General features: G+C 65.4%; 24 protein-coding genes and 1 riboswitch (1 of these 25 only partly in view). Of the genes, 16 read left to right on the top strand and 8 right to left on the bottom strand.

Annotated features, from left to right (window positions below; genetic code table 11):
- The 4 genes from AC1VVM_RS01315 to AC1VVM_RS01300 form a co-directional block, all read left to right on the top strand.
- On the top strand, nucleotides 1-674 hold the 3' portion of the coding sequence (locus tag AC1VVM_RS01315; RefSeq protein ID WP_482955648.1) for a M28 family metallopeptidase. The gene continues 1,006 nt to the left of window position 1, outside the view; 674 of the gene's 1,680 nt are visible here — the last part of the coding sequence; its start codon lies off the left edge, out of view; it ends in the stop codon at nucleotides 672-674.
- A 236-nt stretch (nucleotides 675-910) separates the two neighbouring features.
- On the top strand, nucleotides 911-1,255 hold the full coding sequence (rpoZ, locus tag AC1VVM_RS01310) for a DNA-directed RNA polymerase subunit omega (protein ID WP_132387391.1): 345 nt from the start codon (nucleotides 911-913) through the stop codon (nucleotides 1,253-1,255).
- 137 nt (nucleotides 1,256-1,392) lie between these two features.
- On the top strand, nucleotides 1,393-2,190 hold the full coding sequence (locus AC1VVM_RS01305; protein WP_482904937.1) for a ParA family protein: 798 nt from the start codon (nucleotides 1,393-1,395) through the stop codon (nucleotides 2,188-2,190).
- Nucleotides 2,191-2,305: 115 nt separating this feature from the next.
- Complete coding sequence (locus AC1VVM_RS01300; RefSeq protein WP_482904936.1) at nucleotides 2,306-3,355, top strand: DUF3667 domain-containing protein; 1,050 nt, start codon at nucleotides 2,306-2,308, stop codon at nucleotides 3,353-3,355.
- Between the two features lie 523 nt (nucleotides 3,356-3,878).
- Here AC1VVM_RS01300 and ftsH read toward each other — a convergent pair.
- The 3 genes from ftsH to AC1VVM_RS01285 form a co-directional block, all read right to left on the bottom strand.
- A complete protein-coding gene (gene ftsH / locus AC1VVM_RS01295; protein ID WP_482955647.1) occupies nucleotides 3,879-5,810 on the bottom strand; it encodes an ATP-dependent zinc metalloprotease FtsH in 1,932 nt (643 codons plus the stop codon).
- Between the two features lie 267 nt (nucleotides 5,811-6,077).
- Nucleotides 6,078-8,156 carry a hydantoinase/oxoprolinase family protein gene (locus AC1VVM_RS01290; RefSeq protein ID WP_482955646.1) on the bottom strand — a complete coding sequence of 693 codons (2,079 nt, stop codon included), beginning with the start codon at nucleotides 8,154-8,156 and terminating at the stop codon, nucleotides 6,078-6,080.
- A 172-nt stretch (nucleotides 8,157-8,328) separates the two neighbouring features.
- Entirely contained in the window at nucleotides 8,329-10,149 is a 1,821-nt protein-coding gene (locus AC1VVM_RS01285; protein ID WP_482955645.1) for a hydantoinase B/oxoprolinase family protein, read from the bottom strand.
- A gap of 139 nt (nucleotides 10,150-10,288) precedes the next feature.
- Between AC1VVM_RS01285 and AC1VVM_RS01280 the strand changes: the two genes are divergently transcribed.
- Nucleotides 10,289-11,467, top strand: coding sequence for an aminotransferase (locus tag AC1VVM_RS01280; RefSeq protein WP_482955644.1), 1,179 nt, complete (start codon nucleotides 10,289-10,291; stop codon nucleotides 11,465-11,467).
- A gap of 2 nt (nucleotides 11,468-11,469) precedes the next feature.
- Here AC1VVM_RS01280 and AC1VVM_RS01275 read toward each other — a convergent pair whose 3' ends face one another.
- Nucleotides 11,470-12,216, bottom strand: a complete 747-nt coding sequence (locus AC1VVM_RS01275) for an SDR family NAD(P)-dependent oxidoreductase (protein ID WP_482904931.1) — start codon at nucleotides 12,214-12,216, stop codon at nucleotides 11,470-11,472.
- A 4-nt stretch (nucleotides 12,217-12,220) separates the two neighbouring features.
- A complete protein-coding gene (locus tag AC1VVM_RS01270) occupies nucleotides 12,221-13,732 on the bottom strand; it encodes a replicative DNA helicase (RefSeq protein ID WP_132387377.1) in 1,512 nt (503 codons plus the stop codon).
- A gap of 315 nt (nucleotides 13,733-14,047) precedes the next feature.
- On the opposite strand from AC1VVM_RS01270, the gene AC1VVM_RS01265 reads away from it, so the two are divergent.
- The 4 genes from AC1VVM_RS01265 (at nucleotide 14,048) to AC1VVM_RS01250 (ending at nucleotide 16,508) form a co-directional block, all read left to right on the top strand.
- Nucleotides 14,048-14,530, top strand: a complete 483-nt coding sequence (locus AC1VVM_RS01265; RefSeq protein ID WP_132387375.1) for a UPF0262 family protein — start codon at nucleotides 14,048-14,050, stop codon at nucleotides 14,528-14,530.
- Between the two features lie 13 nt (nucleotides 14,531-14,543).
- The gene (locus AC1VVM_RS01260) at nucleotides 14,544-15,257 is read left to right on the top strand and encodes a glycoside hydrolase family 25 protein (RefSeq protein WP_132387374.1); all 714 of its coding nucleotides are present in this window, start codon (nucleotides 14,544-14,546) and stop codon (nucleotides 15,255-15,257) included.
- Nucleotides 15,254-15,694, top strand: coding sequence for a cytidine deaminase (locus AC1VVM_RS01255; RefSeq protein WP_132387372.1), 441 nt, complete (start codon nucleotides 15,254-15,256; stop codon nucleotides 15,692-15,694). The genes AC1VVM_RS01260 and AC1VVM_RS01255 overlap by 4 nt, the downstream gene beginning before the upstream one ends.
- Nucleotides 15,695-15,875: 181 nt before the next feature.
- The gene (locus tag AC1VVM_RS01250) at nucleotides 15,876-16,508 is read left to right on the top strand and encodes an RBBP9/YdeN family alpha/beta hydrolase (protein WP_132387370.1); all 633 of its coding nucleotides are present in this window, start codon (nucleotides 15,876-15,878) and stop codon (nucleotides 16,506-16,508) included.
- 326 nt (nucleotides 16,509-16,834) lie between these two features.
- Here the strand turns inward: AC1VVM_RS01250 and AC1VVM_RS01245 are convergent, their stop codons facing one another.
- The 3 genes from AC1VVM_RS01245 to AC1VVM_RS01235 form a co-directional block, all read right to left on the bottom strand.
- Nucleotides 16,835-17,983: a M14 family metallopeptidase gene (locus tag AC1VVM_RS01245; RefSeq protein ID WP_482955643.1), complete on the bottom strand. Its 1,149-nt coding sequence runs from the start codon at nucleotides 17,981-17,983 to the stop codon at nucleotides 16,835-16,837.
- The gene (locus AC1VVM_RS01240) at nucleotides 17,980-18,594 is read right to left on the bottom strand and encodes a DUF4136 domain-containing protein (RefSeq protein ID WP_132387366.1); all 615 of its coding nucleotides are present in this window, start codon (nucleotides 18,592-18,594) and stop codon (nucleotides 17,980-17,982) included. Before AC1VVM_RS01240 ends, AC1VVM_RS01245 begins: the two co-directional genes overlap by 4 nt.
- Before the next feature lie 71 nt (nucleotides 18,595-18,665).
- Nucleotides 18,666-19,409, bottom strand: coding sequence for a DUF4136 domain-containing protein (locus AC1VVM_RS01235; protein WP_482955642.1), 744 nt, complete (start codon nucleotides 19,407-19,409; stop codon nucleotides 18,666-18,668).
- A gap of 261 nt (nucleotides 19,410-19,670) precedes the next feature.
- Here AC1VVM_RS01235 and ykgO point away from each other — a divergent pair, with 261 nt between their 5' ends.
- From ykgO to AC1VVM_RS01200, 7 genes are all read left to right on the top strand, one after another.
- The gene (gene ykgO, locus AC1VVM_RS01230) at nucleotides 19,671-19,796 is read left to right on the top strand and encodes a type B 50S ribosomal protein L36 (protein ID WP_029724010.1); all 126 of its coding nucleotides are present in this window, start codon (nucleotides 19,671-19,673) and stop codon (nucleotides 19,794-19,796) included.
- Nucleotides 19,797-19,891: 95 nt separating this feature from the next.
- Nucleotides 19,892-20,542, top strand: coding sequence for an HAD family hydrolase (locus tag AC1VVM_RS01225; protein ID WP_482955641.1), 651 nt, complete (start codon nucleotides 19,892-19,894; stop codon nucleotides 20,540-20,542).
- 248 nt (nucleotides 20,543-20,790) lie between these two features.
- A complete protein-coding gene (locus AC1VVM_RS01220; RefSeq protein WP_132387360.1) occupies nucleotides 20,791-22,227 on the top strand; it encodes a circularly permuted type 2 ATP-grasp protein in 1,437 nt (478 codons plus the stop codon).
- Nucleotides 22,227-23,174 carry an alpha-E domain-containing protein gene (locus AC1VVM_RS01215; RefSeq protein ID WP_132387358.1) on the top strand — a complete coding sequence of 316 codons (948 nt, stop codon included), beginning with the start codon at nucleotides 22,227-22,229 and terminating at the stop codon, nucleotides 23,172-23,174. Before AC1VVM_RS01220 ends, AC1VVM_RS01215 begins: the two co-directional genes overlap by 1 nt.
- Before the next feature lie 13 nt (nucleotides 23,175-23,187).
- Complete coding sequence (locus AC1VVM_RS01210; protein ID WP_482904927.1) at nucleotides 23,188-24,051, top strand: transglutaminase family protein; 864 nt, start codon at nucleotides 23,188-23,190, stop codon at nucleotides 24,049-24,051.
- Between the two features lie 59 nt (nucleotides 24,052-24,110).
- Nucleotides 24,111-24,881 carry a proteasome-type protease gene (locus AC1VVM_RS01205; protein WP_482955640.1) on the top strand — a complete coding sequence of 257 codons (771 nt, stop codon included), beginning with the start codon at nucleotides 24,111-24,113 and terminating at the stop codon, nucleotides 24,879-24,881.
- A 632-nt stretch (nucleotides 24,882-25,513) separates the two neighbouring features.
- Nucleotides 25,514-25,619: riboswitch (SAM-I-IV-variant riboswitch) on the top strand.
- Nucleotides 25,620-25,657: 38 nt separating this feature from the next.
- A complete protein-coding gene (locus tag AC1VVM_RS01200) occupies nucleotides 25,658-26,587 on the top strand; it encodes a homoserine O-succinyltransferase (protein ID WP_482955639.1) in 930 nt (309 codons plus the stop codon).
- Nucleotides 26,588-26,591: the final 4 nt, after the last annotated feature.

Raw genomic sequence — 26,591 nt, 5'->3', positions numbered from 1 at the left:
CGCCCGACGCGAAGGGCGACCGCATCTACAACGGCGCGCGCGACAATGCCTCGGGCACCGCGACGCTGATCGAACTGGCGCGCGCTTTCGCCAAGGGGCCCAAGCCCGAACGCTCCGTGCTGTTCCTGGCCGTGACGGCCGAGGAAAAGGGCCTGCTCGGTTCGGAATACTATGCCGACAATCCATTGCGCTCGCTGGCGACGACGGCCGGTGTCATCAACATGGACGGCCCGCTCTCGATGGCGAAGACCACGAATTTCAGCATCTCGGGCGCGGCGAAGCTCGATCTACTGACGATGCTGACGGAGGAAGGGCAGAAGCTGGGCCGCCACTATACCCCTGACGCGCGCCCGGAGGCCGGCAGCTTCTACCGTTCGGACCACTTCTCGATGGCGAAGCGCGGGGTGCCGGCGATCTCGTTCAGTCCGGGCCGTGAACTGGTCGATGGCGGCGATGCGCGCGGCAAGGAACTGTCCGACGCCTATACCCGCGACAAGTACCATCAGCCGGCGGACGAATACGATCCGAACTGGGATACCAGCGGTTGGACCAGCGACCTGACGCTGCTGTATAATGTGGGCGATCGCCTTGCCGACAGTCACGTCTGGCCGAACTGGTCGCAGGACAGCGAGTTCCGCGGGACCCGGGATGCGACTGCGGCGCAGCGCAAATGATCGGTATTGATCGACGTCCCCGGCATCGATGCATGCCGGGGCGTTTTTCGTGGCGGACAAATCATGTTTCGCACGCGCTCGCTCGATCCGGGGCAGAGTTCTTCCTGCAACTGACGCTGCGCCCCTTCGGCTAAGGCGAATCGGTTCGGTGGGCGTGCGCAGTTTTCTTGACTCTGCGCGCCCCCCGGCCTATCGGGCAGCGTTTACCGATCCAGCGATTTATTCACGGAGTGCCCATGGCGCGCGTTACTGTCGAAGACTGTGTCGACAAGATCCCCAACCGGTTCGATCTCGTCCTGCTCGCCGCGCAGCGTGCGCGCGAGATTTCGGGCGGCGCCGAACTCAGCGTCGAACGCGACCGCGACAAGAACCCGGTCGTTGCCCTGCGCGAAATCGCCGAGCAGACCGTTCGTCCGAACGAACTCAAGGAATCGTTGGTCACCTCGATGCAGCGCGTCCTGCCTGACGACGACGATGCGATGGACGAAGTCGGCTCGCTCAGCCAGTCGGCAGAGGCCCTGCGCATCACCGCTTCGGCACCGACGCGCAACACCTCGATCGGCGGCGACTACGACGGTTGATTGCTGCACAGTGATCGTATCCGTAGCGGCTCTGATGGGTTGACTGCGGCGCGATCGCGGGCAACCATCTGCGAGTGGTTGCAGGCAAGCATAGATTGCCCCGGATAGCCGGGAGCAGCGGGCCGGCCCTGAAGAGGGTGCGGCCCGTTGTCGCGTCCGGGGAAGACGCTTCGGGGGCGTCGGGGAAGGGGCCGCGTTCGGCCACGATCGCGATCTACAGCGTCAAGGGCGGCGTGGGGAAGACCACGTTCGCGGCCAATCTGGCGTGGTGCTCGGCGCAGACCTCGGGCCATCGCACGCTGCTTTGGGATCTCGACGCGGCGGGTGGATCGGGCTTTCTCTATGGTCTTGAACCGCAAGGCTCGCGTCTGGCCGAAGAAGTGTTCACGCGCGACCGGCCAGCCACCAAATTGATTCAGAAGACGGCGGACCCGCTGGTGGACGTGCTGCCGGCGGACGAGAGCATCCGCGCGCTGGACGCGCACCTGATGCGCATCGGCAAGCGCAAGCGCCTGGCCAAGCTGGCTGAGGACCTGTCGGCCGATTACGCACGCATCCTGCTCGATTGTCCGCCGGTGCTGAACGAGCTTTCGGCGCAAGTCGCGCGCGCGGCTGATCTGATTATCGTGCCGTTGCCGCCGTCGCCGCTCTCAGCGCGCGCGCTCGAACTCGTGGTGCGGGAGATCGCGGGGACCACCAAGCGCCATCCGCCGATCCTGCCGGTGCTTTCCATGCTCGACATGCGGCGGTCGCTCCATCGGCAGGTGCGGGAAGCGCAGCCGAACTGGCCGGCGGTGCCCTATGCCAGTGTGGTCGAGCAATGTGCGGTGCAGCAACGTCCGGTCGGCGCGATTGCGCCGGGCAGCCCGGCGGCGCAGGCTTTCGCGATGCTCTGGCGCGCGATCGAGGCCAAGTTGGCCGAACGGCAGGATTGAGCAAAGCTGCGGATTGCGGGCCGCTTCGCAGCCGCCCGGCATGCCACACGCGCAATGGTTGTTCTCCGCCCCCAACACGGGTTAGGTTAGCCCTCAGACATCATTGGGGGAAACGGTGAGCGATCTGACGGAAAGCCTGGCGGATATGGGGCAGGGCGCTTTCGCGGCACGCGCGGTGGAACCGCATGCGGGCGAGGGCGCGGACGGCGGCAAGGGGCACACGCACGAATCCGCCTGCCTCAACTGCGGAACCGCACTGGTCGGATCGCATTGCCACGCCTGCGGCCAGGCCGCGCATGTCCACCGCACGCTCGGCGCCTTTTTCCATGACCTGATGCACGGGGTCTTCCATTTCGAAGGCAAGATCTGGCGCACGCTGCCCATGCTCATCCGGCACCCGGGCAAGCTGACGCGCGAATATATCGATGGCCGGCGCGCGAGCTACGTTTCGCCCATCGCGCTGTTCCTGTTCTGCGTCTTCCTGATGTTCGGCGTGTTCCACGCCACCGAGGAGCCGGAGAATCTGGGAGCGAAGATGACCAGCCCGACCGAACTGGCCAAGGCGATCGCCTCCAGCGAGAAGCGCATCGACGGCCTCAAGACGCGGCGCAAAGCCCTCGCCGCCGCGGGCAAGGACACGGACCAGATCGACAAGGAGATCGACAGCAAGGAAACCGCACTGGGCGTGATGCGCGACACCCACGATGCCGTCACCGAGAACGGCGGTGACGTGCAGCAGATCAGCGATATCCGGCCGATCCAGCAGGCCGTCGCGAAATTTCGCCAGAACCCGGACCTGGCTGCCTACAAGCTTCAGACTTATGCCTACAAATACAGCTGGGCGCTGATCCCGATCTCGGTGCCGTTCCTCTGGCTGCTGTTTCCCTTCAGCCGCCGCTTCCATCTTTACGAGCACACCGTGTTCGCGACCTATTCGATCTGCTTCATGACGCTGCTGGCGGTCGTGGCGATGCTGCTCGGCGCGGTGGGAGCCGGAACGCTGGAGGGGCTGCTGTTCTTCGTTCCGCCGTTTCACATGTATGCGCAGCTCAAGGGGACCTACGGTCTTGCCCGTCGCGGCGCGCTGTGGCGTACGGCGCTGCTGGTGATCTTCGCTTGCACTGCGCTGTTGCTGTTCTTTGTGGCGCTGACGGCGCAGACGTAGGGCCTGCGATCGGGAAGAGAGCTCCTGCATCATGTGAGCCGCGTCATCCTGAACTTGTTTCAGGATCCATTTTGCGGTTCGCCCGAAAGCCGGATCCGCAAACGCACGGCGCCTTCATCACCTTGTCGAAAGACGCGGCCTCGCGCCTCGGCTCAGGGGGCTTCGACAAGCTCAGCCTGAGCGGGACGGGGTAAGGACAGGGAATGTTCGCGCTCGGCATGATCGAAGTCTTGCCATTTCGCGCTCCGCTCATCCTGAGCTTGTCGAAGGATGGGACCGCGCGCCGCGCCCCTGAGGGCTTCGACAGGCTCAGCCTGAGCGGTACTTGCGGGCACTGGCCATGCCCCTGATCTGAAAATCCCCCTCCGCTCATCCTGAGCTTGTCGAAGGATGAAACCTCACGCCGCGCCTCCGGGATCCGGGCAACCTCCGCCCAACAAAAAAAGGGCGAGGACACCGCCGTCCTCGCCCTCTCCTGCATTCTTCCCACGAGGGGAAGGCCGGGTATTCGATATCAGATAGTTCAGGCGCCCTGCGGCGTCGCGCTGCCGGAATAGCGGCGGCCGGCCTTGGGAATGGCAGAGCCGGTCAACGGACGCGGCGAGCCGTTTCCACGAGACTCGTTCGGACGGTCGATCTTGCCTTCGGAAAGAAGACGGTCGATCTCTTCGCCCGAAAGCGTCTCGTATTCCAGCAGAGCCTGCGCCAGCGCTTCAAGCTGCTCGGCATTGTCCCTCAGCAGCGTCGTCGCGCGGGCGTGGGCATCGTCCACCAGACCACGGATTTCGCTGTCGATCACCTTGTTGGTCTCGTCCGAGGCCATCAGGCGATGCGAGCCGCCCATGCCGAGGTAGCCTTCCTGCTGTTCCTCGTACTGGAGCGGGCCCAGCTTGTCCGACATGCCCCACTTGGTGACCATGTTGCGGGCCAGACCGGTGGCATACTGGATGTCCGACGAGGCGCCCGACGAAACCTTGTCGTACCCGAAGATCAGTTCCTCGGCCACGCGGCCACCCATGGCGACCGAGAGGTTCGCGAGCATCTTGTCGCGGTGGTACGAGTAGCTGTCCCGCTCCGGCAGGCGCATCACCATGCCCAGCGCGCGGCCGCGCGGGATGATGGTGGCCTTGTGGATCGGGTCCGAAGCCGCCTCATGCAGCGAGACGATGGCGTGGCCGGCCTCGTGGTAAGCGGTCATCTTCTTCTCGTCGTCGGTCATGACCATGGAGCGGCGTTCCGCGCCCATCATGACCTTATCCTTGGCGTCCTCGAACTCCTGCATGGCGACGAGGCGCTTGTTGCGTCGCGCGGCCAGCAAGGCGGCTTCGTTCACGAGGTTGGCAAGATCCGCGCCCGAGAAGCCCGGAGTGCCGCGCGCGATCACGCGCGGGTTCACGTCGGGCGCCAGCGGCACCTTCTTCATGTGCACGGCCAGGATCTTCTCGCGGCCTTCGATATCCGGCACCGGCACCACGACCTGACGGTCGAAGCGGCCGGGACGCAGCAGCGCGGGGTCCAGCACGTCGGGGCGGTTGGTCGCCGCGATGATGATGATGCCCTCGTTGGCCTCGAAGCCGTCCATTTCGACCAGAAGCTGGTTCAGCGTCTGCTCGCGCTCGTCGTTCGAATTGCCGAGGCCATGACCGCGATGGCGGCCGACCGCGTCGATTTCGTCGATGAAGACGATGCAGGGCGCGTTCTTCTTGGCCTGTTCGAACATGTCGCGCACGCGGCTTGCGCCGACGCCGACGAACATTTCGACGAAGTCCGAGCCGGAGATCGTGAAGAACGGCACGCCTGCCTCACCCGCGATGGCGCGGGCGAGCAGGGTCTTGCCGGTACCGGGCGAGCCGACCAGCAGTGCGCCCTTCGGGATCTGGCCGCCCAGCTTCGAGAAGCGGGTGGGATCGCGCAGGAACTCGACGATTTCCTCCAGCTCCTCGCGCGCTTCGTCGATGCCGGCAACGTCGTCGAAAGTGACGCGTCCCGAGCGTTCGGTCAGCAGCTTGGCCTTGGACTTGCCGAAGCCCATCGCGCCGGAGCCGCCGCCCTTCTGGACCTGCCGCAGCGCGAAGAACGCGATGCCGACGATCAGCAGGAAAGGCAGGGTCTGCGCGAGGATATAGACCAGCATCGAGCCCTCTTCAGGGCTCTTGCCGGCATAGCGCACGTCGTGGTCCTGCAGGAGCTGGGTGAGCGTGGTGTCGTTCGGGACCGGTACGGTCGTGAACGAATCGCCGTTCTTCAGCTTGCCGTCGATGCGGTCTTCACCGATCTCCACAGTGGCCACGCTGCCTTCGGCAACTTTGGCGCGGAAATCGGAATAGGCGATGGTCGGCCCGCTTTCGGCGCGGGTGTTGAACATCGACACAACCATCAGGAGTGCGAGGAAAATGCCGCCCCACACGAGCAGGCTCTTGACCCAGGGATTGCCGCTAGGCTGGTCGTCGTTCATCGTTGGAGAAACCGTCCTTTCACCCGCCAATGTAGGAGCGGGCGTTTGAATCGCAAGCTGGCGAAGGATGGTCACTGTAATCGAAACCTCCGCGCGTCGCGAGCTTTTCGACGCGGGTCGTCCTGCACTGGGGTAAGATAAGGTGGAGCAAGCGCAGAATCAGGGCCATTCTCGCCGCCCGGCCACCGGATTCGGGCGCGCATTCGGCGCCGGGATGGCGGCCGAACCCGTGCGAATCCGGGGCGGACATCCGCCTGCTGCGGTAAATCAGGATGTCCGGACCAGTTGATAGTCCCCGGCGGCATCCACTTGCGCCGTCCAACCCGGATAGACGACGATAGTGGTGAAAGTTTCCTCCACGATGGCGGGTGAGGGAATTTCCGTGCCCGGCGCGAGGTCGCTGCCCCGGTAGATCGGGATATCCGCGAAGCCCTGTCCGAGATTGGCGCGGCGATGGCGATCGGGCTTGGGGGGCGCTCCGGACGGGGTGAAGCCGCCGCCGGCGGCCGGAGAGGGCGTCTCGACATGGGCGGCGAGGCGGACCCCGGACACTTCGGGCACCTCATGCTCGCGGATGTGGCCATATTCGGCCATGTGACGGGCGTTGAACAGTTCGATCGCGCGCGCCGCGAAGTCCTCTCCGACAAAGGACAGGTCGCCCAGCGGCGTATCGGCGGCGAAGTCGAACGAGAGCGAGAAGTTCTGCCCCGGATAGCGCATGTTGAGCCGGTAATCGGCGCGGATGTCCTGCGCGTTGAAGTGCGCGGCGGTGAAGAAGTAGGCGGCGCGGTCCGACAGTTCGCTCCACAGCGTGCGGATGCGTTCGACATCCAGCGCCGAGGCGGAGGCGATGTAGGAGCGTTCCTCGTCGATGGTCGGATTGGCGACCAGGGTGCCGAGGGCCGAGAAGGTGGGCGATGCCTTGGGCACAAGCACGCTGCGGATGCCAAGGTCTTCGGCCTGAATCGCCGCGAAGGCGGGGCCGTTTCCGCCATAGGCCAGCATCACGAGGTCCTTGGGATCGATGCCCTTGCCCGCCGTGATGCGGCGCACGCCCTGGCTCATATGGGCGTTGACCACGCGCCAGCAGTCGAAGGCGGCGCGTTCCGCATCGTCGTGACCGAGTTCCTGCGCGATCTTGCGGAACGCTTCCTCCACCCCGTCGCGGGTGAGGCGGAAGCTGCCGCCGGCGAAGCCTTCCTCGGTGGAAAGGATGCCCAGCATGACCAGCGCATCGGTCACGGTCGGCTCGGTGCCGCCGCGTCCGTAGCAGATCGGGCCGGGCTCCGACCCCGCCGAGCGCGGGCCGACTTCCAGCGCGCCCTTGTTGACGTGGCAGATCGAGCCGCCGCCCGCGCCCAGTGTTTCCACTTTCACCATCGGCACGCCGACGAGGTAGCGGTGGTGCATGTTCCAGCCCGCCTCGGCCGGGGCTTCGCCGTTCAGCACCAGCGCCATGTCGTAGCTGGTGCCGCCCATGTCGACGCAGAGCAGGTTAGGGCAGCCCTTCGCGCGGCCCGCATGAGCCGACCCGACCACACCGCCCGCCGGGCCGGAGGCGAGCACGCGGATCGGCGCGCCGTCGATATAGTCTTTGGTCATCACCCCGCCGGAGGCCTGCATGACCATCAGCTGGTTGCGGTAACCACCCTCGCCAAGACGTTGCACCAGCCGTTCGAGATAGCCGGTGACGCGCGGGCCGACATAGGCGTTGACCACCGTGGTGGAAGTGCGGTCGTACTCCGGCGCGCGGGGCAGCACTTCGTGGCTGGCGGAAACGTAGGCGTTCTGGATTTCCTGCCGCACGATCTCCTTGGCGCGGCGCTCATGCTCCGGATTGACGAAGGAGAACAGGAACGAGATCGCCACCGCCTCCACGTTCTGCAGCCGCAGCTTGCGGCAGGCTTCGCGCAGCGCCGCTTCGTCGAGGTCCTTGTGGACCGATCCGTCGTGCAGCACGCGTTCGGGCACCGTCAGGCGGCGACGGCGCGGGGTGATCTGCTGCGGCGCTTCGAGGCGGACGTCCCAGATATCCTCCTTGTAGCCGCGGCGATATTCGATCTCGTCGCGGAATCCCTCGGTGGTGATCAGGCCGGTGAGAGCGCCGTTCATCTCGATCAGGGTGTTGTCGGCGACAGTCGTGCCATGGACGATCGCCTCGCAGCGGCTGAGGAATTCGGGGAGGGGCAGGCCTTCCTTCTCGGCCAGCTTGCCGAGGCCTTCCATCACGCCCAGCGATCGGTCCTCCGGGGTGGAGAGGTTCTTGTGGAGCACCACCTCATCGCCCTTCAGGAGCGCGAAGTCGGTGAAGGTGCCGCCGATGTCGATGCCTACTCGGTATGTCATTTCCACTCCCGGAAGTCGTCTTCAAAGTTCCTCCCCTGCAAGGGGAGGGGGACCGCCGCGAAGCGGTGGTGGAGGGGTGTCGCGGTTTCGATGAAGTGCGACACCGAGAGGGGGATACCCCTCCGTCAGCCATGCGGGCTGCCACCTCCCCTTGCAGGGGAGGATCTGCGCGTTATTCCGCCGCCTCGGCCATGCTCGCCATTTCGGCCCTGAGCGCCTCGGTGGCGGCGTGGTCCACCGCCAGCGAATAGTCGTCGAGGCTGCCGGTCAGCACCACGCCGTACTTCGCGCGCGCCGCCTCCACACTGACGTACTCGTCGAGCACATCCTCCTTCACCGCCTCCGGATCCCGCTGAAGCGGGCGGCCGAACCCGGCGCCGCCGCCGTGCTGGTAGGCGATCACCGCCCCCTCCGGCAGCAGGTCCTGCGCGGTGTGGAGAATGGCGCGCTCGTTGGGCGAGCCGACCTCGAAGCGGTTGGTATAGGGGATCGCATCGTCCCCGCCGCGAAGCCCGCGCAAGGGGTGGTCGGCCGAAACCATCCACGCCATCGCCGAAGTCGGCCGCAGCACCTGCTTGACGTTGAGCGAGCCCGGGCACCCACGCCACTGGCCGGCGCCGCCGCCATCGGTGGTCATCTCGCGGCTGATGTTGAGAATGGGGAAGCGGCTTTCCGCATCCTCCGCTTCGGACAGGATCAGGCTGCCCAGCGCGGAGGGGCAGGAGCCCCAGCCATCCAGTCCTTCCACCGCCGAAACGTCCATCGATCGGCAGTCGACGCCCTGATCCATCCACATCATGCCGTTCTCGTCGAAGCCGACGACCATGTTGGGCATGCCGATCTTGTAGAGCTGGGGCTGAGACCGTTCGGGCGCCACATTGGACAGCGCGATGCAGACCGCCTCGGTAATCTCGCAGGCCGGGTGGAACGATCCCAGCGCGGCGGGCTTGTTCGGCGGCGGCTGGGCGATGCAGCCTTCGGGAATCAGGATATCGACTGCGTTGAAGAAGCCTTCGTTCTTCACGATCGTCGGGTCCATCGCCGCGACCACCTGACACATCACGTAGCTGCGCGAATTGGCGAAAGTGTTCCACACGCCGACAAGGTTCTGCCGGTCGTCGGTGCCCTCAAGGTCGACGGTCAGCTGGTCCCCGGCGATGGTGCAGGCGACGAGGACTTTGATGTCCTTGGTCCCCGCGGTGTCGTGGTCGATCCAGACGGTCGCTTCGTGACGGCCATCGGGCCATTTCGCCACTTCCTCGCGCACGCGGCGCTCGGTGTGTTCGATCGAATGGTTGATCGCCGCCTTGATCGTCTCCCCGCCCGACTTGGCGATGAGGTCGTCCAGCATCCGCACCGCGTGCTGCACGCCGCCGATCATCGCCGCGATGTCGCCTGCGAAAGTCGCGAAGCGGTTGTTGCGCACCACCGTATCGAACACGTCGCGGCGCAATTCGCCCCGGTGGACCAGCTTGAGGCAGGGGTAGATCACGCCCTCGGTGAAGACGTCGGTGGCGTCGAGCGAGAAGCCGCCCGGATCCTTGCCGCCGGTGTCGCCCTGATGCGCCTGCAGCGTCTGGATGCAGATCAACTCGCCTTTGTCGTCATAGACCGGGCCGTAGATGCAGTAATCCGGCAGGTGGCCGCCGCCGTGATCGGGATCGTTGCCCAGGAAGACGTCGCCCGGTCCCCAGTCGTAACGGTCCTGATTCATCAGCCCCCAGCGCGTCTCCATCTGGTTGACGAAAGTCAGGTGCGGCGTGCCCACCGCGCCCATGGCAAGGCGGCCGTGGGCATCGACGATGGCGGCATTGCGCTCGTTCGACTGGTTGATGATCGGGCTGGAGGCGGCGCGGCCAAGATAGGTCGCAGCCTCGAAACAGACCGTTTCGAACGCGCCGCGAATGATGTCGCCGGTTACCGGGTCGATTTCGGCACTCGTCGGCAGGGGCCCGCGCGGCGCGGCGAGCTTGCGGTTCAGCTCGTAGGACACGTCTCTTGCTCTCCCATGTGGTTTGTCCGAGGTAGGAGCGGAGAGGGCCCGCTTCTCGACAGCGAGCGCATCGGCCCATGCAGATCACGAAACACCGGCGCCGGGCTTGTCCATGAGCGCATAAGGAGCCGTACCGGGAATGAAGACAGCTGGCCGTATCCACCCGGTCTATGCGGAAATGGAGCGCACCGTGTTCGACCGCATGTCGGCACTGGCGCGCGAGCATGGCGCGATCAACCTGGGGCAGGGCTTTCCCGATGGCCCGCCGCCGCCCGCGCTGATCGAGGCGGCAAGCCGGGCCTTGCACGAAAAGTCGAACCAGTATCCGCCGGGCGCGGGTCTGATCGAACTGCGCGAGGCGATCTGCGGATGGTACGGGCGGCATCAGGGCCTTGCGCTCGCGCCGGAGCAGGTGACGGTAACCTCGGGCGCGACGGAGGCGCTGGCTGCGGCCGTTTTCACCTTCGTCAGTCCGGGGGACGAGGTGATCCTGTTCCAGCCCGCCTACGATGCCTATGCGCCGCTGGTGCGCCGGGCCGGGGGCGTGCCGGTCTCGATCCCGCTGGCCCCGCCGCATTTCCGCTACACCGCCGAAGCGCTGGCCGCCACGATCACGCCGCGTACGCGCGTGGTGATGTTCAACGACCCGCTCAATCCGTCAGGGACGGTCGCCAGCCATGCCGAACTGGACATGATCGCCCGCGCCTTTGTGGAGCACGACCTGATTGCCGTGAGCGACGAGGTCTGGGAACACGTGCGCTTCGACGGCGTGCCCCACCGCTCGCTGATGCACTATCCGGGCATGGCCGAGCGCACGATCAAGATCGGTTCGGCGGGCAAGATTTTCGGGCTTACCGGCTGGAAGATCGGCTGGATGATCGCGGCGGGCGAACTCGCCACGGCCATCTCGCGCGCGCATCAGTTCCTGACTTATGCCACCGCCGTACCGCTGCAATGGGCGGTGGCCGAGGGGCTTTCGCTGCCGGATGCGGTGCTGGACGGACAGCGCGCCGAATGGGCCGCCGCGCGCGAGCGGCTCAAGGCGGGCCTTGCCGAGGCGGGCTTCGCGGTGCTGCCCAATGCGGCGACATGGTTCGTCACGGCGGACCTTGCGGCATCCGGAATCGCCTTGCCCGACCGCGCATTCAGCGAGCGCGCGGTGGTCGAGGCCGGGGTGGCGACGGTCCCGGTTTCGGCGCTCTATCAGGGCGAGCAGGCGCCCGGACATCTGGTGCGGTTCTGCTTCACCAAGCCTGCCGAAGTGCTGGACGAAGCGGTTTTGCGCCTCGCCCGGTTCCGCGCGGCGTTGCTGGCCTGATTTCAGGCGTTGAGGCCGCCGTTCACGCTGATTACCTGACCGGTGATCCGGCGGGCGCCCTCCGAGCAGAGGAACAGCGCGAGCGGGGCGATGTCGTCGGCGGTGGGAAGGCCCAGTCCGGCGCGCGTGGCCGCTTTCGCCATCCGCTCCGATCCCATGCGGACCGCGCTGTCGGTGCCTTCGACGAAGCTGGGTGAGATCGCATGCGCGCGAATGCCGTCGCGCGCGGCTTCCATGGCGAAATTGCGGAGGAAACCGATTGCGCCGGCCCGCGCGGCGCCGATCAGGGTCTGGCGCGGCGCGGCGTGGATTCCGGCGTCGGAGACGAGCCCGATCAGCGTGCCGCCGCGCGCCGCAAGAAAGGGATAGGCCGCATGGGCAAGCCGTTCCAGCCAGCCTACCGAGAGGTCCAGAAACCTGCCGTAAGCGGCGGGCGAAGTGTCGGTGAACAGGCCCGCGATACCGGCTGGGCCCGTGGCGATACAGTCGATCACCGCATCGATCCGGCCGTAATGCTCGGCGGCTGCGGTGACGATCCGCTGCGCTGCATCGCCTTCCGTAACGTCCGCCAGAATGCCCTGAACGTTACCATAGGCAGACAGGGAGGCGACATGCGCCTCCACTTTTCCGGCCGTGCGGCCATGCAGCGCGACTTGCCAGCCCTGCATCAGGGCATGGCGGGCGATGGCGCTGCCGATCGAGCCGCTGCCGCCGGCGAGGAGCAGAACGTTCCGCTCGTCCCCGGCCATCCGGTCAGTCGCTTTCGAACGTGGCGCGGATGTCGTCGTCGGCGAGGTCCGAGAACTTCGTGATCCGCGCTTCGAAGCGCAGGCGAACCTTGCCGGTGGCACCGTGGCGCTGTTTGGCGATGATCAGTTCGGAGAGGCCGGTGATGCGCTCCATGTGTTCGCGCCACTCGTTCCACTTGGCGTGCACGTCTGGCGGATCGTTGTCGCCGGGCGCGCGCGGTTCCACGCCCTTGGCGTAGTAGTCTTCGCGGAACACGAACCAGACCATGTCCGCGTCCTGTTCGATCGAGCCCGATTCGCGAAGGTCGGACAGCATCGGGCGCTTGTCCTCGCGCGATTCCACCGCACGCGAAAGCTGCGAGAGCGCGATCACCGGAACGTGGAGTTCCTTGGCGAGCGTCTTCAGGCCGCGCGAAATTTCCGAGATTTCGTTCACGCGGTTGTCGGTGGCGCGGCCCGAGCCTTGCAGCAGCTGCAAGTAGTCGATGATGACGAGGCCGATGTTGTGGCGGCGCTTCAGGCGGCGTGCGCGCGTGCGCAGGCCGGCGATGGTGAGGCCGGGCGTATCGTCGATATAGAGCGGCAGTTCGGCCAGACGCTGGCTGGCGAAGGACAGCTGCTGGAAGTCCTCGCGGCTGATCTTGCCCATGCGCAGCGCTTCGGAGCTGATGCCCGATTGCTCGGCCAGAATACGCGTGGCGAGCTGGTCGGCGCTCATTTCGAGGCTGAAGAACGCGGTTGCGGCCCCCACCGACTTTTCGACCGGAATGCCGTCCGCCAGATCGCGCTGGAGCCGGTCCGAGGCGTTGAAGGCGATGTTGGTGACGAGCGAGGTCTTGCCCATGCCGGGACGGCCGGCAAGGATGATAAGGTCGGAATCGTGCAGGCCGCCGATCTTGTTGTTGACCGAGGTGAGGCCGGTGGTCTTGCCCGAGATGTGGCCGCCCGAATTGAACGCCTTTTCGATGGCGCCGATCGCGGTGCGGGTGGCGACGGCGAAGCTCTTGGCTTCGTTGGCGGTCGCGGCGCCTTCGGCCACTTTGTAGAGCGCGGCTTCGGCGCGTTCCACCTGCTCCATCGGCTCGACCGATTCGGAGGTGTCCATGGCTTCGGCCACGAGATTGCGGCCCACCGAGATCAGTTCGCGCAGCAGCGCAAGGTCATAGATCTGGTCCGCCAGTTCGCGCGGGGCCAGCAGGCCCTGACCGTCTGCGGTGAGGCGCGCGAGGTAGGCCACGCCGCCCAGCGCCTTAAGCTGTTCATCCGCCTCGAAATAAGGGCGCAGGGTGACCGGGGTGACCACGGCCTTGCGATCGAGCAACTGGAGGATGCGCTCGTAGATGCGGGTGTGGACCGGCTCGAAGAAATGCGACGGTGCCAGTTGGGTCTGAAGCTCCTCGATCACGCGGTTGTCGATCAGCACGGCGCCCAGGAAGGCCGCCTCCGCTTCGACGTTCGAGGGCAGGCTGCGGGCTTGGACCGCAGGCTCGCGGGTGATGAGGGCTTCTTCTGACATGAGGGATTTGACAATGCCCCAAGTGCCCGGTGGCCAGCAAGCGCGCGTATGGGTGATTTCTATCCACAGGCTGTTGATGGGGAGGAGGCGCTCCGGAGTTTTTTGTTGGGTGCGCCATTCGCATCGGCGAATGGCTGCGGTACCAGCCCGCTCCCCCACCCGATCTCCCTACGGGATATGCTCTGGGAGGACGGGTGGGGGAGCGGGCTGGTGCCGCAAGCTCGTCACGGATGTGACGAGCGCACCGAACAAAAGACTCTTCTTCTCGCGCGGGCTTGCCCGTTTATGCCGCAACCGCGTAAAGGCCCTTGAACCATGGCCGATCCGCGAATCTCGCATATCGAACTCGACGAGGCGACCATCCTGTGGCGCAACGCCGATATCGAGCAGGAACGGCGCATTGCGATCTTCGATCTCATTGAGGACAATGTCTTCAAGCCCGTGCGCGCGTTCGACGCGGGCTTCGCGGGGCCTTATCGCCTGCGCCTGTCGGTGCGCGACGGGCGGCTATCGCTGGATATCGCGGACGATGCTGCGGTGCCGATCGAGACCATGGTTCTGGGCCTTGCCCGCTTCCGCCGACCGGTGCGCGAGTACTTCGCGATTTGCGAAAGCTACTACCAGGCGATTCGCAAGGCCTCCACGCAGGAGATCGAGACGATCGACATGGCCCGGCGCGCTATCCACAACAATGCCGCCGAACTTCTGCTGGAACGGCTCGAAGGCAAGGTGGAAACCGACTTTCCAACCGCGCGAAGGCTTTTCACGCTGATCTGCGTCCTGCATATCCGGGGCTGAAGGGGGCTTCACGATGGCAAGGACTGCTTCTGGCGCGGTTTCGCGCAGGCAACTGCTGTGGCGCATTCTCGGCGCGCTGCTGCTGGTTGCCCTGATCGGCGGCGGCTGGGCGTGGTGGACCGTGCGCCACTGGCAGCCCGAGCGGAAGGCCTTCCCGGTGCAAGGCGTCGAAGTGGGCGCGAACGACGGCGATTTCGACTGGAAGTCGCTGAAGGCGATCGGCGTGGACTTTGCCTATGTCGATGCCAGTGCCAGCGCCTTCGCGCGTGACCAGCGCTTCGTGGCCAATTTCGCGGCGGCGCGGGCGGCGGGTTTGCAGGTCGGCGCGGTCCATCGCTACGACCCTTGCCAGCCGGCGCAGGCGCAATCGGCCAACTTCGTCACCACGGTACCGCGCGACAATCGCCTGCTGCCCCCCGCGATCGACCTCGACATGCTGGCCGACGATTGCCCGATGCCGGTCTCCGACGCCAAGGTCGAGAGCGAGTTGATGACCTTCATCAACCAGATCGAGACGCACACCGGCAAGGAAGTGATCCTCAAGATCAGCCCGCGTTTCCAGACGCGCTACCGGGTGGCGGCGAAGTTCGACCGCAATCTCTGGCTGATCGGTGACCGCCTGCTGCCCGACTATGCCGGGCGGCCCTGGGCGATGTGGACCGCCAACGCCGCGCGCGCCAACGAGATTGCGCAAGGGGGGCTGCGCTGGGTAGTGGTGCAGCCATGACCAGTTTCAGCACGGAGCAGCGCGACGCCCTGCTCGCGACCGCGCGCGAGGCCGCTAGCCGCGCCTATGCGCCCTATTCGAAGTTCCACGTCGGTGCCGCACTGCTGATGGCAGACGGTTCGGTGGTGACCGGCGCCAATGTCGAGAACGCCAGCTACGGCCTTTCGCTCTGCGCGGAAACGGTCGCGGTGGCCTCGATTCTCTCGTCGGAAACGCGCGGACGGCTGGAAGCCGTGGCCGTGACCGGCGGCGCTCCCGGCGCGCCGGGTGAGGGCGACACGGTGAGCCCCTGCGGCCGCTGCCGCCAGATCCTCAACGAGATCGCGCAGCTTGGCGGCACCGATCCGCTGGTCTGGTGCGACGGCAAGGACGGGGTGATCGAGATGCGCCTGTCCGAACTGCTGCCGCACGCCTTCGGGCCCGCTAACCTCCTCTAATTTCGACGCTCCTGCGGATGGCCGCGAACAGCCCGCGCATCGCTCCATTTCGGAGCGGCGCGGCGGGCTGTCGTTTCGTCGGAATCCTATTGTCAACCAAATTGGTTGAATTATAGTGAGGGCAGTCGGGACGTAAACAGAGTCGACCGGCGGATTTCCTGAAACATCGCTGGAGAATCCGATGGCCACCTTCCGCTATCCCCATGAGCAGGACCACCTGCCGCTCATTCTTCTGGTTCCCGGCGGCCCGCTGCGCGATGGCCACTGGATGAAGCGCTGGATGCAGTGGAGCGAGCATTGCCGCGTGCTCGAACTGGGCATGTGGGATGAACCGCACCGCAACACCTGGGTCAACAAGCTGAACCTCGCGATCCGCCGCGCCGACCGGCCGGTGGTGATCGTGACCGACGACATTGCCGCGCTGGCGCTGGCATGGTGGGTCGAATTCGAAAGCGTGGGGCCTGAGAACCCGGTCTTGGGCGCGATTGCGGTCAATCCGCCGAACATGGACCTTCCGGGCGCCGATCCTCGCCTTTCGCGCTTTGGCGCCTGTCCGCGTCAGCCGCTGCCCTTTGCCTCGTTCCTGGTGAGCGATCTGGACGCCCCGGCCGCGCAGCAGCGTTCGGTGATTCGCTTGGCGCGGGACTGGGGCGCGTCTCCGGTCTGCGACGATACGCGCGGCGATTGGGCTTCGGGCTGGATGATGCTCCAGACCGTGCTGGGGCTGGTGCCTTCGGGGGCGATGACCCCTCATTGGACGCAGGACGAGAATCTGGCCGTGCGCGAGGCGCTACGGCAGTGGGCGGGGATTTGACGCGAGTTGGGTCGCTCCGCCGCTGCCCTTAACGCCGCCCCATCACACCCGTCATCCCCGCGCAGGCGGGGATCCCGCTTGTTCTTTTTGGGCACGCAGAGACGCGGAGACGGAGAGGGATCTTGCCGCACCGTTTTCTCTGCGTCTCCGCGTCTCCGGGTGAAACCGAAGAAAAGCGGGGCCCCCGCCTTCGCGGGGGCGACGGTGAGTATTGGGGCCGGAACATCGCGAATGAAATTTATAGTTGCGGCGTTGATTGAGTCCGCCGTGTGAGGATCAGGGGGCGGCCTTAATCCCAGCCGCCCCCTGATCCTTACCCCAGATCCTTACTTGCCTTCGCGCTCCAGCAGCCACTCCAGCAGCGCGCCCATACAGTCGCGGCCGAGCTGGGCCGAACGCTCGGCGCTCCAGCCCTGATACGGGTCGGCGGCGTCGTCGTGGTCCTTGAAAGGCATTTCCAGCGTCATCGAAACCGCGCCGTAGCGCTCCGCCAGCTGGTTGGTGGACATCGTCAGGTTAGACTTGCCCGGCGCGGCGACCGGATAGCCCTGCTTGCGCTGGAAGTCGGGCGTGCGGCGGTCGAGGATCTCGCCGAAGCGGTCGTAACCTTCCTTCTGGCCGGGGCGCAGGCCCGGAATGCCTTCGAACCCGGCGAGGAACACGGCGGAAATCGCCTCGTCACCATGGACGTCCATCGCGAAGTCGACACCGGTCTCGTCCATCGCGCCGCGCACGGCGAGCACTTCGGGGGACTTTTCGGCGGTGGGGTTTTCCCATTCACGGTTGAGATTCACGCCCACGGCATTGGTGCGCAGGTGCCCGCGCGTCGAGCCGTCCGGGTTCATGTTGGGCACCACGTGGAAGCGGCAGCGCTTGCGCAGCTCGCGGCCGACCGAATCGGTGGGATCGGCCAGCACCGCCAGCGCGCCTTCCATCCACCACTCGGCCATCGATTCGCCGGGATGCTGGCGGGCGTAGAGCCAGACTTCCAGCGCGCCTTCGCCCATTTCGAGGCAGTCGATCGGCTGGCCGTCCAGCGTGGTGCCAAGGCAGCGGCTGGACACGCCTTCGCTGCTCGATACGTCGGCGATCAGGGTGTGGTGGCGCTCCATCGAATAGGGCGCGAAATAGGCGAACCAGGCGATGTCGCCCACCGGGGTATAGCGGATGGTCAGCGTGCCGTTGTCCTCGCCCGCGTCCCACGATGTGTCGGCAAGGCCCCAGTACTGGCGGTCTTCCGTGACGCGCGCCCGATAGTTCGGCCAGCCGCCGGGATAGGCCGAACCGTTCAGCCCGGTGATCTTCAGTTCGAGTTCCTTGCCGGCGATGCCATCGCCGCTGACGCGGAAGTGGAACCACTGGAAGAACTCCGAATCCTTGTCCCGCCGGATCGCGAGGCGTGCTGACGTGCTTTCGGTGGAGAGGACTTCGATGTTGCCGGAATCGAATGCGGAATGAATCTGGATGCTGCTCATTGCACCAGGATAGTTTCGCCCGACTTGCCCGGGAACCCCTTGAACAGGGCCTCGGCCATTTTTGCCGCGCCAAGCGAGGTTTGCGCCATCGGCGACTTGGAACTCACCGTGAAGGCGGCGCGGCCTTCCCAGAGGGTGCGGCCGCCGGGACGGTCCCGAATCATCACCTGCATCCGTGTCTCGACCTGATCGGAGGGGCGGCCGGACAAGTTGATGCCCACGCCTATGCCCACGCCCGAACCGTAAGTCCCGGTGCTGCCAAGGCCCGCGACCGAGACGGGGCTGCCCGAACTTCCCGGCTGGATCACGCGCCGTTCCACTGTCAGCACGGCGACTTGCGGATCGGAGGCGGCCTCGCCCGGCAGCGCCTGCCGGAAGCCGATGCGGGCCAGTTCCTGCTCCACGGCAGTCGCATAAGCGCGGAATTCAAGGCTGGATGCGTCCTGGCCGGGGCCGGCGTCGACGCGGATCACGCCGCTGCCCAGCGCCGGAGCGTCAGGCGCGATGAACCGCGTGACCTCCACCGGGCCGACTTGCGCGGCGCAGCCGCCGAGCGCGAGTGCACCCGCAAGAAACACGGCGGCAAGGAGGGGGCGGGCGCTTCGGGTCATCAGGGCTCTCCGGCTAAGTGGTTACACGATAACCCTTCATGTCGCCGGGAGCCAGACCGATCAGGCGCCGTTCAACCAGCCGCGCCGGGAACCGGGTCCGCTTTGGGGAAGCCGTCGAACAGGGCGCTGGCCAGCTTGCCGGCAATGCGGTCGTCGGGCCAGTTGTTGTCCCCTTCGCGCGTGGCGATGGTGGCATAGCCTTCCCACAGCACCTTGCCGCTCGCCTTGTCGACGATGCGGGTGTCGAGCCGGGTGCTGATGAGCGCGCTGCGCGGCTTGCTGAGGTCCACATTCACGGCAAGGCCATAGGCAGAGCCGCGATTGCTGACGCCCATCGCGGCGGTGCCGCTGACCGGGCTGCGCTTCTCCTCGGCCGGGGTGAGCACCTGCCGGGTGATCTTGAGCTGAACGTCCTGCCCGCCGGTGTCGGCCTTGGTCTGGGTGTCGTAACCGGCGCCGACGAGAGCGTCGATGATCGCCGCTTCGTAGCGCGCGCGTTCGGGACCGGCGACCCAGGGGCCGTCACCCGATTCGGAGCTGACAGTGACGGGGCCGTGGCCCAGTTCGCCCGCTTCGGGGCCTTGCGCCGCGAATCGGCTGACTTCGACGCGGCCTTCGCGCGGATCCCGGCTGTTGCGGTTGTTGATAGGCGAACCGACCGGCCCGCCCATCAGCGGGTCGCCCCATCCCGAACCATAGCCGCCACCCCAGCGCGAGCCCCAACCACCACCCCAACCGGGTTGGGCCTGAGCGCAAGACGCAGCGAGAACGAGGACCATGCCGGAGGCGAGAATCGCGGCTTTAAGCGTGTGCATCGGTGTTCTTGTGTCCGAAAGAATCGGTTGGGTCGCACCCGTTCTCAGGTTATCCGGCCGTTGCCATTGCCCCGCGATGAACGGAGTGTATGGACGCAAAACGGTGCCGGATCCCGGGCATTCGGGGCAAGTTCGAGGTGAGGGAATGGGCTCTCCCGCTTGACTTTGCAACCCGCTGGCACTAACGGCGCCACTTCAAATTTCTGGCGGCGGCCCAGTTGCTGTTGGAACAACCGCCGAACCACCAAGACGAGACGAACCATGAAGATTGTGAACAGCCTGAAGTCGCTCAAGGGTCGCCACCGGGACAACCGCGTGATCCGTCGTCGCGGCCGTACTTACGTCATCAACAAGACCAATCGTCGCTTCAAGGCTCGCCAGGGCTGATTCGTTCTGCCTGTCCCTGCCCGATGGGCGGGGACCACAAGGCGGACGGTCTATCGCGACGACAGCAGACCCCCGCCACAAGCGGGGGTCTTGTCATGTCCGATCAACGCGCGAAAGCGCAAGATGCCGCGCCGGTCGAAGCCGTCGTGTTCGATGTCGGCCGCGTGCTTGTCCAATGGGACATGCGCGGAGCGCTGTTCGCGAAGCTGATCGACGATCCGGAAAAGCTCGACTGGTTCTGTTCCGAGGTCATCACCGAGGAATGGCATTCCGCGCATGACGCCGGGGGCGATCTTGGCGAGCTGATCGCCGCCCGCAAGGCCGAGTTTCCCGGCCATGACGCGCTGATCGACGCTTACGCCACGCGCTTCCTCGAAACGATTCCCGGCAATGTGCCCGGCAGCCACGAGATCGTGCGCGAGCTTGCGGCGCGCGGTACGCCGCTGTTCGCCATCACCAATTTCGCCAGCACGTTCTGGCGCGAATACCGCGCGAGCGAACCGCTGTTTGACCTGTTCGGCGATGTGGTGGTCTCGGGCGATGAGAAGCTGATCAAGCCGCACCGCGAAATCTACGACCTTGCCGCGCGTCGCTTCGGCCATGCGCCGGAAGCGATGCTGTTCATCGACGACAATGCCGCCAACATCGCAAGTGCCCGCTCGCTCGGCTGGCAGGTCCATCACTTCCACAACGCGGAAGCCTTGCGCGCGGATCTGACCGAGCGCGGCTTGCTGGAGTCTGTTTGAAAATCCGCCGCAGGCGAATTTTGCGGCACCGGCCCACTCCCCCACCCGACCTCCCACGAGTGTACCCTGATGGGTAGTCGGGTGAGAGAGCGGGCCGGTGCCGCTTTGAAGTTGCCCCGCAAGCCGCTGGCGCGACCGAATAGTTCCCGGCCGGCGCTCACAGGGTAAAAATTTTTCTTCGCACTTGCAGCGTAACCGCTTGGCAAGTGCGAATCCTTGTTGCATCACATGGTCAACAGGGAGTCACAATGTCGGCTGCGGGCGGAACGAACTTCGACGAAATGCTCAACGCGGACGGGTCCGTTCGGCCTGCCTACGAAGATCTCAGTCAGTGGTACGATTCGCAGGACAAGACGTGGTTCAAACGCCAGCATGGCGAAGCCGAACGCTTCTTTCGCCGCATCGGCATTACTTTCAATGTCTATGGCGATGAGGCCGCTGAAGAGCGGCTGATCCCCTTCGATCTTATTCCCCGGATCATCACCGCGCGCGAATGGCGCAAGCTCACGCGCGGCATCGAACAGCGCGTGCGCGCGCTCAACGCCTTCCTGCAGGACCTCTACCACCGTCAGGAAATCGTCCGCTCTGGCCGCCTGCCGGTCCATGCCTTGCGTGAGAATGTGGCGTTCCTGCCGCAGATGATCGGCATGACCCCGCCCGGCGGCGTCTATACCCATATCGTCGGCATCGATCTTGTCCGCACCGGCGAGGACGATTTCATGGTGCTGGAAGACAATGCCCGCACGCCTTCCGGGGTCTCCTACATGCTGGAGAACCGCGAGACGATGATGGCGATGTTCCCGGAACTCTTCACCAAGGTTCCGGTGCGCCCCGTTTCCGATTATCCGCGCCGGCTGGCCCGCAGCTTGCGCGCCTGCGCGCCGCCCGCCTTCAAGGGATCGGGTCGGCCGACCGTCGCAGTGCTGACGCCGGGCATCTACAACTCGGCCTATTTCGAACATGCCTTTCTGGCCGACCAGATGGGCGCGGAACTGGTGGAGGGCAGGGACCTGCGCGTGGTGGACGGCCGCGTCGCCATGCGCACCACCACCGGCTACAAGGCGATCGACGTGATCTACCGCCGGGTGGATGACGACTATCTCGATCCGCTGACCTTCCAGCCCGATTCGGTGCTGGGCATCGCCGGGATCATGGATGTCTACCGTTCGGGCGGCATCACCATCGCCAATGCGCCGGGCACCGGCATCGCCGACGACAAGGCAATCTACAGCTACATGCCCGAGATCGTGGAATTCTACACGGGCGAGAAACCGATCCTGCCCAATGTGCCGACCTGGCGCTGCTCGGAACCCGATTCGCTGGCCTATGTGCTCGACAATCTGGCGGAGCTGGTCGTCAAGGAAGTGCATGGCTCCGGCGGCTACGGCATGCTGATCGGGCCCACGTCCTCGAAAAAGGAACTGGCCGCGTTCGAGGCCAAGCTGCGCGCCAAGCCGCATAACTACATCGCGCAGCCCACGCTGTCGCTTTCCACCGTGCCGATCTTCACCAAGGCCGGCCTCTCGCCGCGCCATGTGGACCTGCGGCCCTATGTGCTGGTCTCTCCCGACGGGATCGACATCACGCCCGGCGGGCTTACCCGCGTGGCGCTGAAAAAGGGCTCGCTGGTGGTGAATTCGTCGCAAGGCGGCGGCACCAAGGATACCTGGGTACTGGACGAATAATGCTCGGACGTGCTGCCAACGGCGTTTACTGGATGAGCCGCTACCTTGAGCGGGCGGAGAATACCGCGCGGCTGATCGACGTGGGTTTCCACCTGGCCCTCACGCGCAGCGACAAGCATGCGCAGGATGAGGAGTGGAAATCGGTCCTCACCACCACCGGGCAGGTGGACGACTATGCCGCACGCCATTCGGACTTTGGCGGGCCGCAGGTGTTCAACTACCTGCTGCGCGAGAAGGACAATCCCGCCTCGGTCCTGCGCATGATCGAGAATGCGCGGACGAATGCACGCATGGTCCGCACCAGCCTGACCAATTCGGTCTGGGAAGCCACCAACGAAGGGTGGATGATCCTGTCCGAACTGCTCTCGCGCCCGGTGCGCGAGGCGAATCTGGGCGAAGTGCTCACCGCGATCCGCCGTCAGGGCACTTTGGTACGCGGCGCGCTGGAAGGCACGATGCTGCGCAACGAGGTGTTCAACTTCGCGCGGATCGGCACTTTCATCGAACGGGCGGACAGCACCGCGCGCATTCTGGACGTGAAATACTACGTGCTGCTGCCCTCGGTGGCCTGGGTGGGGTCCAGCCTCGACAATGTGCAGTGGGACACGCTGCTGCGTTCGGTGGCGGGCAACCGCGCCTATTCGTGGCTGAACGCGGGCGCCATGGACCCGCGCGGGATCGCCCGGTTCCTGATCCTCGACGGCCAGTTCCCGCGCAGTCTGGTGTTCTGCTATGAAAAGCTGCGCAGCAACATGGCCGGGCTCGCCAAGGAATATGGCGAGGAAACCTCGGCGCACGAACTGCTGCGGGAGACCGGCGCGGCGCTCCATCAGACCGCGATCGAGGACATTTTCGAGACCGGCCTGCACGAATTCCTGCAGGACTTCATCGGCAAGACCAACCGCCTTGGCGCGGCCATTGCCGCCGATTACCGCTTCATCGAGTAGAAGGGACAGTCCCGTGCTGCTGACCGTGACCCACACCACCCGCTACACGTTCGACACGCCGGTCACGCATGGTCTTCAGCGGCTCAAACTCCGGCCAAAGACCACGCATGGGCAGGAGGTGGTCGACTGGATCATGGACCTCACCGGCGCCCGGACCGAGGCGGATTACCACGATCATCATGACAGCCACACCACGCTGGTCTCGATCGCGCCGGGCGCGGATGAAGTGGTCGTGCAGTGCCGGGGCACCGTGCGCACCAGCGACAACAACGGGATTACCGGCAACCATACCGGCCTGATGCCGCTCTGGACGTTCCTGCGGCCGACCCGGCTCACCCGCGCCGGACCGCGCGTGCGCGCGCTCGTCGAGGATGTCGATGCCGATCCGCGCGACCCGCTGGAATTCCTCCACGCACTGTCGCGCAAGGTGGCGGAGCGCATCGCCTACGTTCCCGGCGCCACCGATGCGAAGACCACGGCCGAGGAAGCGCTCGCGGCGGGCAAGGGCGTGTGTCAGGACCAGGCGCATGCCTTCATCTCGGCCGGGCGGCTGCTCGACATTCCGGTGCGCTATGTCGGCGGCTACCTGAAGATGAACGACCGCGAGGAGCAGGAGGCCGGGCACGGCTGGGCCGAAGCATATGTGACGGGGCTCGGCTGGGTGGGCTTTGACGTTGCCAATGCCATGTGCCCGGACGAGCGCTATATCCGCGTGGCGACCGGCTGTGACTATGGCGAGGCGGCGCCGGTGACCGGCATTGCCATGGGAGGTGGGGATAGCCGCCTCGAAGTGCGTTTGTCGGTGGGCGAGAAAGTGCTAGGTCAGCAGCAACAACAGCAGTCCTCGGCCGGAGGGCAGCAACAACAGCGCGGCTGAGGGCCGCGTTCCCCCGAACAGGACAGGACGCGGGGAACGGAATGTGATCGGGGCGTAGTGTGACTTATTGCGTGGGCATGATGCTGGACCGCGGGCTCGTGCTGATGAGCGACACCCGCACCAATTCCGGGGTCGACAACATTTCGACCTTTCGGAAGATGTACCGCTGGAACATCCCCGGCGAGCGGATCATCACGCTGATGACCGCGGGCAACCTCGCCACCACGCAGGCGGTGGTCAGCCAGCTTGAGGAACGCAACAAGGCCCCGGCGGAACGGCACAATTCGCTGCTCGAAGCGCCGACCATGTTCCAGGTCGCCACGATCGTCGGCAACCTGCTTCAGGACATCATCACCGAACGCGCGGCCGACAATGGCCAGAACGCGGCTTCGGGCACGTTCAGCGCCTCGATCATCGTGGCCGGCCAGATCAAGGGCATGGAACCGCGCCTCTTCCTGATCTACCCCGAAGGCAACTTCATCGAAGCCAGCTTCGACACGCCGTTCTTCCAGATCGGCGAGACCAAGTACGGCCGCCCGATCTTGATTCGCGGCTACGACCGCGCGATGACGTTCGAGGCTGCGGTGAAGCTGCTCTGTGTTTCGTTCGATTCGACGGTGAAGGCCAATCTCTCGGTCGGCATGCCGCTGGACCTGCTGGTGCTGGAGAACGACAAGTTCGCCCCGCTGCACGAGCGCCGGATCGAGGCGGGCGATCCTTACTATCAGTCGATTTCGGACAGTTGGGGCGAGGCCCTGCGACATGCGCTCGACGGGCTGCCGAACTATGCGCTGGGTGAGGACAGCAAGCTGAAAGACGCCGCGGCCTGATTGGCGCGGGACATGAACTTTCCCACGCTCCTCTGATTCCTTATACCGAACCCTTCAGACCCGCTCAGGCTGAGCTTGTCGAAGCCCCCTGAGGCGTGGTGCAACATCCTTCGACAGGCTCAGGATGAGCGGGGTTAAGTGATGGTTCGGGGTGAGCGGAGCGGGTGATTGTTCAGGATGATCGGAGCGGGATCCGAACTCGCGGACGCTCCATCCGATCTCCCTCCCCAAACCCTTCAGACCCGCTCAGGCTGAGCTTGTCGAAGCCCCCGAGGCGTGGCGCGACATCCTTCGACAGGCTCAGGATGAGCGGGGTTGGGTGACGGTTCGGATGAGCGGAGCGGGTGATTGTTCAGGATGATCGGAGCGGGATCCGAACTCGCGGACGCTTCATCCGATCTCCTTCACCAAACCCTTCAGACCCGCTCAGGCTGAGCTTGTCGAAGCCCCGGAGGCGTGGCGCGACGTCCTTCGACAAGCTCAGGATGAGCGGGGTGGGTGATGGTTCGGGGTGAGCAGGGCGGACGGGTAAAGCGACACCATGCTCCCCCCCCCCCCCCCCGCGCAGGCGCGGATTCTGCCTCACATGACAAACTGCCCGTTGCGAAACGCGGCACGGCAACGTAGGAGGATCCCAGCATCAAGAGTTGGGGCGACGCCCAACGCCAACCTGCCGATCCGGGCAAGGTGGCACTCCGCAAGGAGGATGTGGCCCAGCCGGCAACCAAGCGGAGCAAGCCACAAAGCGTCGATCCCGTAAGCGGAAGAGACGCGCCGTGCCGATTAAGATACCCGATCAACTCCCCGCTCGCCATGTCCTGGAGGCAGAGGGCGTGCGCGTCATGGGAGAGACCGACGCGGTGCGTCAGGATATCCGGCCCTTGCGGATCGGCTTGCTCAACCTCATGCCGGACAAGATCAGCACGGAAACCCAATTGGCCCGGCTGTTGGGGGCAACGCCGCTTCAGATCGAATTGACGCTGGTGCGGATCACCGATCACGTTTCCCGCAACACTTCGGCCGATCACATGGCGGCGTTCTACCGGCCATGGAGCGAAGTGCGGAACGAGCGGTTCGACGGCTTCATCATTACCGGCGCCCCGGTCGAGCGCATGCCGTTCGAAGAGGTGGCCTATTGGCCCGAGCTGCGCGCGATCTTCGACTGGACGCAGACGCACGTGCATCGCTGCTTCACGATCTGCTGGGCCGCCCAGGCCGCACTTTTCCATTTTCACGGGGTGCCGAAGCACAATCTGCCGCGCAAAGCCTTCGGCGTGTTCGAGCACCGCAATCTCGCGCCCACTTCGCCCTATCTTCGCGGTTTTTCGGACACGTTCGACATTCCCGTGTCGCGCTGGACGGAAATATGCTCATCGACCCTGTCAGAGGTGCAGGACCTGCAAGTTCTGGCCGACAGCGCGGAAACCGGGGCCGGTCTCGTCGACGATCGGGCCCATGGCGCGCTGCACATGTTCAATCATCTGGAATATGACAGCGACACGCTTGCGGGTGAGTATCACCGCGACGGTTCGGCCCAGCTTCCCGCCGGCTATTTTCCGGCCGACGATCCCACGCGAGAGCCGAAGAATCGCTGGCGCAGCCACGCGCACCTGCTGTTCGCGAACTGGATCAACGAGATCTACCAGACCACGCCCTTCGACCTTGTCGCCGGTCTGGCGGCCGAAGGGCAGGCGGTTCTGGCCTAGCGCT

It is taken from the genome of Novosphingobium sp. BL-S-33, from assembly GCF_056857025.1.
The sequence above is the reverse complement of the archived record's forward strand: the minus strand, read 5'-3'. Positions and strand labels throughout refer to the sequence as shown.